At 69.2% G+C, this 11,987-nt stretch carries 11 protein-coding genes and 4 tRNA genes; 5 read left to right on the top strand and 10 right to left on the bottom strand.

All coding sequences use genetic code 11. From position 1 onward, the window contains the following. Positions 1 to 29: 29 nt before the first annotated feature. Positions 30 to 1,250, bottom strand: coding sequence for an HRDC domain-containing protein (locus AX769_RS13305; protein ID WP_066283687.1), 1,221 nt, complete (start codon positions 1,248 to 1,250; stop codon positions 30 to 32). A 58-nt stretch (positions 1,251 to 1,308) separates the two neighbouring features. Then, positions 1,309 to 1,917, bottom strand: coding sequence for a DUF3000 domain-containing protein (locus AX769_RS13300; protein WP_066280144.1), 609 nt, complete (start codon positions 1,915 to 1,917; stop codon positions 1,309 to 1,311). 107 nt (positions 1,918 to 2,024) lie between these two features. Here AX769_RS13300 and AX769_RS13295 point away from each other — a divergent pair, with 107 nt between their 5' ends. Further along, complete coding sequence (locus AX769_RS13295) at positions 2,025 to 3,284, top strand: S9 family peptidase (protein WP_082763806.1); 1,260 nt, start codon at positions 2,025 to 2,027, stop codon at positions 3,282 to 3,284. Here the strand turns inward: AX769_RS13295 and AX769_RS13290 are convergent. From AX769_RS13290 to AX769_RS13280, 3 genes are read right to left on the bottom strand one after another with little or no spacing between them, the layout of a single operon-like run. After that, positions 3,208 to 3,984 carry a dihydrofolate reductase family protein gene (locus AX769_RS13290; RefSeq protein ID WP_066280142.1) on the bottom strand — a complete coding sequence of 259 codons (777 nt, stop codon included), beginning with the start codon at positions 3,982 to 3,984 and terminating at the stop codon, positions 3,208 to 3,210. The genes AX769_RS13295 and AX769_RS13290 overlap by 77 nt on opposite strands. Next, positions 3,984 to 4,493 carry a SufE family protein gene (locus AX769_RS13285; RefSeq protein ID WP_066280140.1) on the bottom strand — a complete coding sequence of 170 codons (510 nt, stop codon included), beginning with the start codon at positions 4,491 to 4,493 and terminating at the stop codon, positions 3,984 to 3,986. The genes AX769_RS13290 and AX769_RS13285 overlap by 1 nt, the downstream gene beginning before the upstream one ends. Then, positions 4,490 to 5,416, bottom strand: coding sequence for a sulfurtransferase (locus AX769_RS13280; protein WP_066283684.1), 927 nt, complete (start codon positions 5,414 to 5,416; stop codon positions 4,490 to 4,492). Before AX769_RS13280 ends, AX769_RS13285 begins: the two co-directional genes overlap by 4 nt. A 188-nt stretch (positions 5,417 to 5,604) precedes the next feature. On the opposite strand from AX769_RS13280, the gene zapE reads away from it, so the two are divergent. Beyond that, positions 5,605 to 6,612, top strand: coding sequence for a cell division protein ZapE (gene zapE, locus AX769_RS13275; protein WP_066280138.1), 1,008 nt, complete (start codon positions 5,605 to 5,607; stop codon positions 6,610 to 6,612). 240 nt (positions 6,613 to 6,852) lie between these two features. After that, the gene (locus AX769_RS13270; protein ID WP_066280135.1) at positions 6,853 to 8,145 is read left to right on the top strand and encodes an ammonium transporter; all 1,293 of its coding nucleotides are present in this window, start codon (positions 6,853 to 6,855) and stop codon (positions 8,143 to 8,145) included. Between the two features lie 880 nt (positions 8,146 to 9,025). On the opposite strand, the gene AX769_RS13265 is transcribed toward AX769_RS13270, so the two are convergent. From AX769_RS13265 to AX769_RS13255, 3 genes are all read right to left on the bottom strand, one after another. Next, positions 9,026 to 9,100 (bottom strand) — tRNA-Val (locus tag AX769_RS13265). A gap of 38 nt (positions 9,101 to 9,138) precedes the next feature. Further along, a tRNA-Cys gene (locus AX769_RS13260) sits at positions 9,139 to 9,212 on the bottom strand. A gap of 24 nt (positions 9,213 to 9,236) precedes the next feature. After that, positions 9,237 to 9,308, bottom strand: a tRNA-Gly gene (locus tag AX769_RS13255). 151 nt (positions 9,309 to 9,459) lie between these two features. Between AX769_RS13255 and AX769_RS13250 the strand changes: the two genes are divergently transcribed. Further along, positions 9,460 to 9,532, top strand: a tRNA-Val gene (locus AX769_RS13250). Between the two features lie 583 nt (positions 9,533 to 10,115). Further along, the gene (locus AX769_RS26030) at positions 10,116 to 10,622 is read left to right on the top strand and encodes a helix-turn-helix transcriptional regulator (RefSeq protein WP_082763805.1); all 507 of its coding nucleotides are present in this window, start codon (positions 10,116 to 10,118) and stop codon (positions 10,620 to 10,622) included. On the opposite strand, the gene AX769_RS13240 is transcribed toward AX769_RS26030, so the two are convergent. After that, a complete protein-coding gene (locus tag AX769_RS13240) occupies positions 10,604 to 11,266 on the bottom strand; it encodes a ClpP family protease (RefSeq protein WP_239451785.1) in 663 nt (220 codons plus the stop codon). The genes AX769_RS26030 and AX769_RS13240 overlap by 19 nt on opposite strands. Next, the gene (locus AX769_RS13235) at positions 11,263 to 11,877 is read right to left on the bottom strand and encodes a ClpP family protease (protein ID WP_066283683.1); all 615 of its coding nucleotides are present in this window, start codon (positions 11,875 to 11,877) and stop codon (positions 11,263 to 11,265) included. The genes AX769_RS13240 and AX769_RS13235 overlap by 4 nt, the downstream gene beginning before the upstream one ends. Between the last annotated feature and the right edge of the window lie 110 nt (positions 11,878 to 11,987).

Raw genomic sequence — 11,987 nt, 5'->3', positions numbered from 1 at the left:
TGTGGGCCGACGAGTCGGTGTGACGAAACCTACGAGGGGTCGTCGGCGCCGTCGCGAAGCGATTGGCCGGCCTCGACAAAGGCCTGTGTGATGGCCGGCGCCGTGACACGGATCTGCCATTCGCGCGCCCCCGCATCGCGGAGGGCCGCGCCGATGTGCTCGACGTCGAGCACCGCGGGCATGTCCCACGCGACGCGGCGCAGGTGATCCGGTGTCAGGAGGTTCTCGACCGGGATCGACATCGCCTCCGACATGTGCTGCATCTTGGGGCGTGCGGCCTTGTAGCGGGCGTCGGCCTCAGGGGCGCGGTCGATCCACGAGCGCGGCGGCGGCAGGGTGTCGGTCGAAGGTCCGCGCAGCGACGGCAGATCGGACGAAGCGCGACCGCGTTCGAGGGCGGCCCACCAACGTGCCAGCTCGGTGCGGCTGGCGCGGCCGACGAAGTCCTTCTGGGCGCCGAGGTCGCGCTTGGTCTGCGCGTTGCCTCGCACCGCGGCGATGATCGACGAGTCGGGCAGGAGGCGCCCGGGCGACGTGTCGACCTCGATGGCGTACGCGTCGCGCGCCTCCCACAGCTCGCGTACGAGCCCGAGGGCGCGCTGCCCGCGGAGGGTCGACAGACCCGAGGTGCGGCGCCAGGGCTCCTGTCGCGGCGGCTTGGCGTCGCGGTGCAGGGTCGCCTCGAACTCCTCCTCGGCGATCTCGATCTTCTCCTGCCCGTCGAGCAGCTCGTACATCGCGTCGCGGAGGTCGACCAGCAGCTCGACATCAAGGGCGGCGTAGACCAGCCAGCTCTGCGGCAGGGGCCTCGTCGACCAGTCGGCCGCCGAGTGCTCTTTGGCGAGGTGGATGCCGAGCAGCTCTTCGACCACGGCACCGAGGCCGACCCGCGGCATTCCGGCCAGGCGTGCGCCCAGCTCGGTGTCGAAGATCCGGGTCGGGTCGAGGCCAACCTCACGGAGGCACGCCAGGTCTTGCGACGCGGCATGCAGGATCCATTCGTCGTCGCGGATCACGTCGTTGAGCTCGCTCATCGAGCCGATCGCCGGCGGGTCGAAGAGGAAGACGCCCGAGCCGCGACGAAAAATCTGGATCAGGTAGGCACGCTGTGAGTAGCGATAGCCGCTGGCCCGCTCGGCGTCGATCGAGATGGGCCCGTGGCCTTTCGCGATGGCGTCGACTGCCTCGAGGTACGCCTCGCGGGTGTCGATGACGTCGACGAAGCCGTGATCGTCGTCGGCGGTCGCCACGCGGGCGACGGGAGGAACGGAAACGGGCGCGACGGCCTCAGGATCCTCACGGGCGCCGTCAGTCACGCCCGACCCTTCTCGATGCCAGCAGGGTGACGCCCTCGGCGGTGGGCGGCAGCCCGGCGAGAGTGCAGATCAGTTCGGTCCACGCCTCCACGTGCGGGGCGAGATCATCGTCGGTCGGCGACCACGACGACCGCAGCTCGAGCTGGGCGCCGTCGCCCTGGCCTGCGAGCTCGCCGTAGCCGCTCGACAGGATCTTCGTGGCCGTGCCGGAAGCCAGCTGGTAGGAAGCGCCGTTGGCCCCGAGCGAGTCGACGAGCCACGACCAGGCGACGTCGGCGACGAACGGGTCGAGGCCGATCTCGACCTCGAGCGGAGCCTGCGCGAAGCTGACGACCCGCCAGGGGCCACCCCACTGCTCGGGTTCGTCGGTGTCGTAGAGCACGATGAAGCGCCCGGTGCCGAGCTCGGGGTCGGGCAGGTCTCGCGCGCCGACGATGTCGGCCGCCAGGGCGAAGGCGTGCGGCGCGAGACCCTTCGGGGCCGGGATCTCGGTGACCGCCAGATCATCGCGCGCCTCGAGGGCCCGGATCGCCTCGACCGCGTGGGCGAAAGGCGCCGGCACATCGGGGGCCCCGAGGGGACCTGAGGGAGTTTCGGACACGTCAGAAGACTAGGCTCGATGACGAACCGGTGGCCAGAGGCACGCCGGGGAGAGCTCGGCGACAGAGGCAGCAGCTGACGGCCCGTTCGCCCAGAGAAGGCAGTTCGATGACACGTGTCGTGCCGGGGGGCACCCCGAGGTCGACGTCGCGAAAGCTCGGCACCATTGCTGCGATCACGCTGGGCGGGGCCGCGACCCTCGCTGCCGTGGGTTTCGCCGGGCTCACCTACGCCGTGGCCCGCTTCATCGTGACGCCCGCGAAGACCCATCACGAGCGGATCCGGATCATCTCGGTCGACCGCAGGGCGCGCACCGTCGCCCTCACTTCGACCCCCGACACTCGCCTGCCGGGCCGCTATGGGTTCCACTTCGACGACGGCCGCGGTTATGCGCGCCTCGGCGAGATCGTGCACGACAACGGCGACGTCGTCGTGCGCCGGGTCGACGCCGTCGACGACGGGGTCCTCTCGTCGGCCAAGCGCGGCGGCCTGCTCGGCTGGTACTACCGCCGCCCCGCCGACCTCGGGCTGCCTTTCACCGAGGTGCGCGTCGACACGCCGATCGGCCCGGCGCCCGCGTGGCTCGTGCCGCCCGTCGACGCAGTGCCGGGCGACGACACCCTCGGCGGCCGCTGGGCGATCATCGTGCACGGTCGCGGCGTCGTCCGGGCCGAGACGCTGCGGGCCGTCCCATCCTTCCGCGAGGCGGGCTGGGCCTCGCTCGTCGTCTCGTACCGCAACGACGGCGAGGCGCCGGCCTCCGACGACCACCGTTACGGGCTCGGCCTGACCGAGTGGGCCGACGTCGAGGCCGCGATCGACTACGCCACCGGCCACGGCGCCACCGACATCGTGCTCATGGGCTGGTCGATGGGCGGCGCCCTCGTCCTGCAGACCCTGCTGCACAGCCGACACGGCGACGTCATCCGCGGCGTCGTCCTCGAGTCCGCGGTCGTCGACTGGCGCACCACGCTCCGCTACCAGGGCGACCACCTGCATCTGCCGATGCCCATGCAGGACATCGTGCTGTCGATCCTCGGCGGCCCGCACCTGTCGGCGATCACCGGGCAGGCCGAGCCGATCAACTTCGATGCGCTCGATCTGGTGAGCGGGGCCGACCAGATCACCGTGCCGACTCTGATCCTGCACAGCGACGACGATGGCTTCGTGCCGTCGACGTCGGCTCACGCCCTGGCGAAAGCACTGCCCGACCTCGTCCACTTCGAGGTCTTCACGGTCGCGCGCCACACGAAGCTCTGGAACATCGACCCGGAGCGCTTCGACCGCGTCATCAGAGAGTGGCTCGGTCGCCTTCGACCCGCCAGCGGGCGTACAGAGCGCTCTGGTCGTCGATCAGCAGCTGAGTGAGCGACAGGCTCGACGCGTCGAATCGCTCGCTGCCGAAAGCCGGCAGGCCGCTGCCGATCACGACCGGCGACGTCGTGAGGCACAGCTCGTCGACCAACCCCGCACGCACGAACTGACCGGCCAGAGACGGGCCGCCCTCGCAGATGAGCGAGGTGAGGCCCTGCTCGTGCAGGGCGCGGACGATGTCGGCGGGCTGCAGGCGGCCGTCGGCGTCGTCGACCACGAAGATCGTGGCGCAGGCCGCGACGGTGCCGCCGAGCGACGACTGCACGCGATCGACGGCAGAGGCGGGGCAGACGACGATGACCCGTTCGGCCAGGTCGTCGGCGATCCGGTGGCCTGAGAGATCGCCCGACGACGTGACGACCGCAAGACGCGCCTTCGACGGCACACGGTAGCCCTCGGCTCGGACGCTCGCGGCGCCGACGACGACCGCGTCGGCGACGTCTCGGATAGCCTTCAGGATCGCCCGGTCGGCCGGGTTCGAGAGTGTGTCGCTCGTGCCGTCGGCGCCGGCCGCGTCGCCCGAGACCGCCGTGATGAGGTTGATGCGCAGCCACGGGTCGGACGGCGGCCGGTACCAGTCTTCGAGGACCGATTGGGTCGACGCTCGGGCGACCGAGTCGGCAGAGCCGACCTCCAGACGCGTCGACACGTCGTGGCCGGCCTCGGCGGCCCGGTGCAGGAGACGGATCTCCACTACGAGGCCTTGGCCGCCGCCTCGTACGGGACGACCCTCTCGCGGATCTGCCGCTTGGCGCGCCCCAGCAGGGCCGTCATGCCGCGGATGCGCAGCGGGCTGACCGCCTCGACCAGGCCGATGGTCTGCGGGTAGTCGTCGGGCACGCCGAGCGCCTCGGCGACCGTCAGGCCGTCGAGACCCTGCGACACGATCGACGCGAAACCGCGCGTGGTCGGAGCCTCGCGGGGCGCCGTCGCGTAGAGGTGCACGTGGCTGTCGGCGGGGGAGGCGCCGGCTGAGGGCTCCTCCACCTCGGCGAAGATGTAGACCGGCGACTGGCACTCGACGACCTGCTCGAGCAGGTCGGGGTGGTCGGCGTAGCGCGCCGGCAGCTCGGGCAGCTCGTTCGAGAACTCGAGCAGCAGCTGCAGCCGGTCTTTCACGCCGAGGTCGAGGAAGTCCTGCCGGATCTCGGCGAGAACCTCCGGCAGAGCCGCGGCGGCCGTGCCCGGTGTGTCGTTGCTCATCGCGCGGCGAGAGCCACGGGCGCGTCGCCGGGCTCCGAGCCGATGACGATCGGCACACGCACGGCCGAGCCCCACTCCGTCCAGGATCCGTCGTAATTGCGCACGTTCTCGAACCCGAGCAGGTGATGCAGGACGAACCAGGTGTGACTCGAGCGCTCACCGATGCGGCAGTAGGCGATCACGTCGTCGCCCTCGCTGAGCCCTGCGCCGTCGCGGTAGATCGCGTCGAGCTCGGCGACCGACCGGAAGGTGCCGTCCTCGGCCGCGGCCTTGCCCCACGGCACGTTCTGCGCGCTCGGGATGTGGCCGGCGCGAAGGGCGCCTTCCTCGGGGTAGGCAGGGGCAGTCGTGCGGGAGCCGTCGAACTCCTCGGGCGAGCGCACGTCGATCAGCGGGCTGCCGAAGTGGGCGAGCACGTCCTCTTTGAAGGCGCGGATCGTCGAGTCGTCGCGGACCGGGACGGGGTAGGTCAAGGCGGTGACCGCCGGCTGATCGAGCGTGTATTCGCGCCCCTCGGCCTCCCACTTCGCGCGGCCGCCGTCCAGCAGGCGCACGTCGCTCTGGCCGAAGAGGGTGAGCACCCAGAGGGCGTAGGCCGCCCACCAGTTGTTCTTGTCGCCGTAGACCACCACCGTGGTGTCGGGCGAGATGCCGCGCTCGCTCATCAGCGCGGCGAACTTCTCGGCCGAGACGTAGTCGCGCAGCACCGGGTCGTTGAGATCGGTGTGCCAGTCGAGCTTCACGGAGCCGGGAATGTGGCCGGTCTCGTAGAGCAGGACGTCTTCGTCCGACTCGACGACGACGAGGCCCGATCCCGGGGCCCCGACCTGATCGAGGCGCTCAGAGAGCCACTCGGTCGAGACGAGGCGCTCGGGGTGCGCGTAGTCGCTGAACTTCGGGGACGGATCGCTTGCGATCGACATGGTTCTCCTCCTGTCGTCGCCCTCGTCGGGCGACTCGTGCGTGATGCCCACGGCAGTAAACTCGATTCTGCCGGACACTCGCACAACGCTAGGCGCTCACCGTCTATGCCGGGAGCGATCGTAAGAGTCCGTCACACATTCGCGTTCCGGCCGCTCGAGAGGCACTGCTGCATGACCGACGAGACAGCATGACCGACGAGACGACCCGGGCGACGGTGTCTCTCGTCGATCGCGCACCCACCATCTCCGCCGCCGAGATCGTCGCGCACCTCGTGCCGCCTCGCCAGTTCGACGGCGCCTCCCTCGACAACTACCGGCCCGACCCGGCGTACCCGTCCCAGGCCGAGGCCGTCGAGGCCGTCCGCACCTTCGGCGAGTCGGCTGCCCCCGCCAAGGGGCTCTTCCGGCGCCGCGCAGCCTCCACCACTCCGCCCGGCCTCTACCTCGACGGCGGCTTCGGCGTCGGCAAGACCCACCTGCTGGCGGCGCTCTGGCACCGCACCGACGGGCCGAAGTACTTCGGCACGTTCATCGAGTACACCGCCCTCGTCGGCGCCGTCGGCTACGCCGGCGCCGTCTCGCAGCTCTCCGGCGCCAAGCTCATCTGCATCGACGAGTTCGAGCTCGACGACCCGGGCGACACCATGATCATGACGCGCCTGCTCGGCACGCTCGCCGACAGCGGCACGCGCATGGCGGCCACCTCGAACACCCCTCCCAACGCGCTGGGGGAGGGTCGGTTCGCAGCGAGCGACTTCCTGCGCGAGATCCAGGCCCTGTCGGGGCGTTTCCGCACCCTGCGCATCGACGGCACCGACTACCGCCGCCGCGAGATCGAGGCGCACGCGACCGTGACCGAGCCGCTGGATCCTGCCATCGACGACGCGAAAGGAATCGTCTCGGTCGACGACTTCGCCGCGGTCATCGAGCATCTCGCGACGGTGCACCCGTCGAAGTACGTCAAGCTCATCGAAGGCCTCGACGTGGTGGCCCTGCGTGACGTAACGCCGCTTCGCGACCAGACACAGGCCCTGCGCTTCGTCGCCTTCGTCGACCGCCTCTACGACGCCCAGGTGAAGGTGATCGCGTCAGGCGCACCCCTCGACGAGGTGTTCAGCCCCGAGATGCTCGCCGGCGGCTACCGCAAGAAATACCTCCGGGCGATGTCGCGCCTGGTCGCGCTGACCCTGCTCTGACCCGCTTGGGCCGAATCGGGGCGAGCAGACAGCCCGTTCTCGTCACATGGCCAGTCTCACGAAACGTGTTGTTTACATAAGCCCGATTCGTGTTACATCGGTGAAACATTGGCGCACATCGACCGAAACCTCTTGCCGACAGGATGAGCGGTACCCGAGGCGAGAAATCGACAGCACCGCGCGCGAACGCGGTCGAGCGCTCTGGGTATCAAGCTCTGCACAACTGAGAGGTGACACCACATGGAGCAGTTCAGCCAGGGCCAAACCGGCTACGTCCTCATCACCGCCGCCATGGTGCTGCTGATGACGCCCGGTCTCGCCTTCTTCTACGGCGGCCTCGTGAAGGCCAAAAGCGTCATCAGCATGATGATGCTGAGCTTCGGAGCGATCGGCCTCATCGCCGTGCTCTGGGTGCTCTACGGCTACTCGATCGCATTCAACAACGCCGGCGCCGGCAACTACGTCGGCATCCCCGGCTTCTGGGGCATCGACTCGTCGATGTTCAGCCTCAATTCGCTCGTCGACCAGGCTCACTCGCTTACGAGCACGGGCTACCCCCTCCTCTCGTTCGCGGCGTTCCAGGCGACGTTCGCCATCATCACGGTCGCCCTGATATCGGGCGCGATCGCCGATCGCGCCAAGTTCGGCGCGTGGATGGTCTTCGCCGGCATCTGGGCCACTGTCGTCTACTTCCCCGTCGCGCAGTGGGTGTTCAACCTGCCCACCAAGACCACGAGCGGCGGCTGGCTCGCACACCTCGGCCTGATCGACTTCGCGGGCGGTACAGCCGTCCACATCGATGCAGGATCGGCAGGCCTCGCCCTGGCGCTCGTCCTCGGTCGCCGTGTCGGCTTCGCCAAGGGCGCCTACAAGCCGCACAACCCTCCCTTCGTGATGCTGGGCGCCGGCCTCCTCTGGTTCGGCTGGTTCGGATTCAACGCAGGATCCGAGCTGGGCGCTGACGGAACGGCATCCGTGGCCTTCATCAACACTCTCGCCGCCCCCGCCGCAGCCATCCTCGGCTGGTTGATCGTCGAGAAGATCAAAGACGGCAAGGCCACCTCGGTCGGCGCCGCCTCGGGTGCCGTCACGGGCCTCGTCGCTATCACCCCGGCCTGTGCTGCTCTGACGCCCTTCTGGGGCATCGTGCTCGGCCTCGTCGCCGGTGCGATCTGCTGCGTCGCCATCGACCTGAAGTTCAAGCTCGGCTTCGACGACTCGCTCGACGTCGTCGGCGTGCACCTCGTCGGCGGCATCGTCGGCACGCTGTTCATCGGCTTCTTCGCCTACCAGACCTCGCCCGCCCACCCCGGTGGCGTCGGCCTCATCTACGGCGGTGGCTTCGGCCAGCTGGGCATCCAGGCCCTCGCCGCGGCGGTGGTCATGGTCTACTCGTTCGTCCTGGCGTTCATCATCGGCTGGATCATCCAGAAGACGATGGGCTTCCGCATCACGACCGAAGACGAGATCGCCGGCATCGACTCCGCCGTCCACGGCGAAGAGGGCTACGTCCTCCTCGACGAGCGCGCCTAGTCACCCGCACCCCGCCAGAATGGCCCCGCAGCGACAGCTGCGGGGCCATTCTGGTGTTCGCGACAACGTCGCGTTCGATCGGGTGGGGGCGCGCTTCCCACGTCGCGCCGCCCACCCTGGGAACGTATCGAGGCGGCACCCGAATGCCGCCGGCCCGTTCCGACTGGAAACTCTGACTTCGTCTCCAGGTGCCCCAAGCAAACACCCTCCGAGTGCATGGTGATAGCCCTCGGCTAAAAGAGAGCTGAAGTCTGGGCACCCTTGCAGGAAACAGGCACTACGAAGCAGGCGCCGCCCGATCAGGGCGGGCGACGCCTGGGACGACAAGCGTCCGAGGGTAGTTTCGGACCGACCGCCGATTCGGATTGGGCGAGCACGCGTGGTCTCTCGAGAGATCACTGGCGTCGCGCCGGTCACAATCCGCCGCGCGCTCGTCGCTGATCACGTCGCCATCCGCGCCCTGATGGGCTCAGCCCGCGGCACTGGGCTGACTGACGTCGAGCGGGCCGATCAGGGGTTCGGACAAGGGACGATGGGGCTGGGCACCCTCGCCGCGCTTCAGGCCGTCGCCGCGGCCGCGGCTCCGCTCGGGGACTCCGATGCGGCTGCTGCTCTAGGGGCCGACCGTCGTCAATCCGGCTTTCCAGGGGTGAGGCGTGCTTTCGAGCCTCCTGATCGGGCTCAGCGCACAACTGGCAAGCCGATACGACCCACACCCACCATGGGATGGAGCGGACCGCTCCGTACGTCGTCGACGGGCGGAAGTATGTCGCCTTCAGCTTCTCGCTGGCCGACATCGCTGGGCGAGGCGAGAAACGACAGCCCCGAGCTCGTTCGGCACACGAAAAGCCCCCGATTTCTCGGGGGCTCGCTGCCTTGCTGGTGAGCGATACTGGGATCGAACCAGTGACCTCTTCCGTGTCAGGGAAGCGCGCTACCGCTGCGCCAATCGCTCATGAGTATGAAATTGTCAGTGCCGGTCGAAACCAGTGCTGGAGGTGGGGACGGGATTTGAACCCGCGTGAACGGCTTTGCAGGCCGGTGCCTCGCCTCTCGGCCACCCCACCCTGATCGGGGTGAGCTTTCACTCGAGCGGATGACGAGATTCGAACTCGCGACCCTCACCTTGGCAAGGTGATGCGCTACCACTGCGCCACATCCGCATTTGTTGCTGTTGTTTCTTCCGCATCTCTGCGACCTCAGGAACTCTATCCGATGTTCTCCCTGAGGCACAAACTGAGATTGCTTCGTGTCTTGCCGGGGTGGCTGAGTAGGAGTCGAGCCGCATCATCCATTAGTATCGACGAGTCCCCAGGGCGATTGGCGCAGTTGGTAGCGCGCTTCCTTCACACGGAAGAGGTCATCGGTTCGAGTCCGGTATCGCCCACAGGAGAGTGGCTCCTCCCACCGGGAGGAGCCGTTCGTGCGTTATGCCGATGGCTCCGGCGCCGGCTCCGGCCGATGCGTCGGTGCCGGCCGAATGGTTTCCGAGCAAGTGAGCGCGGGCGATCCTCACGGGGGTGCGCGCATCGGGCAGAAATGCTCTTCAGGGTGCGCGAGAGTATGGCGCTTCCTGCGGAGAAGACCTCCTCGCCAAGACGCTTGGGCCGCGGGAGGCGCTGCGGTCGGGAGGAAAACGCTGCGAGCTGACCTCCCCGGGGGCTGCACTGCCCGGGTTTCTCCTCCCTGGCAAGAGTCTCGGGCCCAAGTTCCTCCCCGCGCGCCGAGACTTCCTCCCGAAAATGGGCTTCCTCCTGGGACAACGGTCGGGCGGCCGGGCTTCCTCCCGGAGACGCGACACCTTCCGCGGCGACGGCCAGGCTTCATTCCGGAGACGACTTGCCTCCCGGGCAGTGGCGAAGCTTTCGCCCGCGGGGCGGCGGCCCCACTTCTGGCCGAGGGGCGGCGGGCGGCGTCTGCTCTGAGCGGAACGAGTGGCGACGACCGCCCGGCGCTGGTTGGCTGTCGCCATGGGACACGACGCTCGCACGCTGACCACCCGCCCAGCCATCGAGCCGCTGCTGCGCGAGCTCGTCGGGCACCGCCTGCGCGAGCTGCGGCTTGCCCGCGGCGAAAGGCTCGTCGAGACGGCCGCCCGCGCCGGAGTGTCGCCCCAGTACCTCTCCGAGGTCGAGCGCGGCCTCAAAGAGCCGTCGAGCGAGATGATCGCGGCCATCGCCGGGGCGCTCGGCACCGGCTTGCTCGACCTCACCGAGGGCATCGCGCGCGACCTGCGCTCTCACGAGGCCGCGACGGGCCGACGGGCAGCATTCGCGGAGAGCGCTGCGGTGCCGGCTTCCCCGCGCCATGACGACGCCGCGGCCACCGAAGCCGAGCCGAACCAGACGGCCCCCGTCCTCGTCGACCTGACCCTCCTCGATCCTGCTGTCGCCGTCGCGAACGGCTCGAGCGACGTCGAGGTCGCCCCCGCAGCCGCTCGGCCGATCGGCTTCACGCTCTACGCCGTCGCCGCCTGAGCCCCGAGGGCAGCGGTCGCCACACCACCCCGCCCCAGCACCACGTCGACCAGGCCGTAGTCACGCGCGGCCGCGGCGGTGAAGATCCGGTCGCGGTCGGTGTCGCGTCGGAGGTCGGCGATCGTCTGGCCGGTGTGCTCTGACAGCAGCTCTTCGATGTCCGAGCGCACGCGCACGAGCTCGTCGGCTTGCAGTATCAGGTCGGGAATCGTGCCGCGCCCCTGCCCCGCGGGCTGGTGCAGCACGATGCGCGCGTGGGGGAGTGCTGCGCGCCGGCCCGGCGCTCCCGCGGCGAGCAGCGCCGCACCGGCGGCGATCGCCTCGCCGACACACGTCGTGGCGACGGGTGAGCGGATGAAGCGCATCGTGTCGTAGACGGCGAGCATGGCCGAGAGGTCGCCGCCCTCGCAGTTGATGTAGAGGTTGATTTCTTGCGGGCTGTAGCCGGCCGAGGCGTCGAGGTGCAGCAACTGCGCGATCAGCGCGTTGGCCACCCCCGCATCGATCGCGGTGCCGAGGTAGACGATGCGCTGGGTCAGGAGGTGCGAGTAGACGTCCATCACGCGGTCGCCGCGGGGGCTCTCGGCGATGACGTTGGGGATCGTGTACGAGCCGCCGGCAGCCATGCGAGCATCCGCGCTCATGCGAACGCTCCGATCCCGATCGGGTGCGAGCGTCTCGGCATCACGGCATCGAACGACGACACGATCTCGTCGACGAAGCCGTACTCGAGGGCCTCCGCGGCCGTGTACCAGTGGTCGTGCAGCGAGTCTTCGAAGACGCGCTCGACGGGCTGCCCGGTGTCGGCGGCGATCAGCCCGAGGGTCGTGTCGCGCATGTGTCGCAGGTCGGCCGCCTGCACCTCGACCTCGACGGCCGAGCCGCCGATCCCGGCGGAGCCCTGGTGCATCAGGATGCGAGCGTGCGGCAGAGCTCGCCGCTTGCCGCGTGCCCCGGCCGAGAGCAGGAACTGCCCGGCGCTGGCGGCCAGCCCGAGGGCGAGGGTCGCCACGTCGCACGGTACGAGCGTCATCACGTCGCGGATCGCCAGCATCGACGGCACGGAGCCGCCAGGCGAATGGATCCAGAGGGCGATGTCGGTCTGCGCGTCGTCGGCGGCGAGCGTGAGCAGTTGCGCGGCGATCATGGTGCCGTTGTCGTCGTTCAGCACGCCGTCGAGCACGACGACGCGCTGGTGCAGCAGCTGGTTGCGGAGGGGTTCGGTGAAGAACGGTGGTCGGGTGTCGTCGGTCATGCGGCCAGTGTGGGCGGGGGTGAGGGCGGCTGTCTCGTGATCCTGCTCAGGGCCGATCCGCTGCAGGCGGCGCGGCGCCGAGCCAGCGCGTGTCAGCACCGTGTAAGCGG

Source organism: Frondihabitans sp. PAMC 28766 (assembly GCF_001577365.1).
Lineage (GTDB): Bacteria > Actinomycetota > Actinomycetes > Actinomycetales > Microbacteriaceae > Frondihabitans.
This window is presented reverse-complemented; position numbering and strand designations above follow the sequence as displayed.

What these genes read in the sequence shown, in the direction of transcription:
- AX769_RS13295 (WP_082763806.1), top strand. Translation starts at nt 2,025, where the DNA reads ATGACACGTGTCGTGCCGGGGGGCACCCCGAGGTCGACGTCGCGAAAG.
- AX769_RS13285 (WP_066280140.1), bottom strand. Translation starts at nt 4,493, where the DNA reads ATGAGCAACGACACACCGGGCACGGCCGCCGCGGCTCTGCCGGAGGTT.
- AX769_RS13280 (WP_066283684.1), bottom strand. Translation starts at nt 5,416, where the DNA reads ATGTCGATCGCAAGCGATCCGTCCCCGAAGTTCAGCGACTACGCGCAC.
- zapE (WP_066280138.1), top strand. Translation starts at nt 5,605, where the DNA reads ATGACCGACGAGACGACCCGGGCGACGGTGTCTCTCGTCGATCGCGCA.
- AX769_RS13270 (WP_066280135.1), top strand. Translation starts at nt 6,853, where the DNA reads ATGGAGCAGTTCAGCCAGGGCCAAACCGGCTACGTCCTCATCACCGCC.
- AX769_RS26030 (WP_082763805.1), top strand. Translation starts at nt 10,116, where the DNA reads ATGGGACACGACGCTCGCACGCTGACCACCCGCCCAGCCATCGAGCCG.
- AX769_RS13240 (WP_239451785.1), bottom strand. Translation starts at nt 11,266, where the DNA reads ATGAGCGCGGATGCTCGCATGGCTGCCGGCGGCTCGTACACGATCCCC.
- AX769_RS13235 (WP_066283683.1), bottom strand. Translation starts at nt 11,877, where the DNA reads ATGACCGACGACACCCGACCACCGTTCTTCACCGAACCCCTCCGCAAC.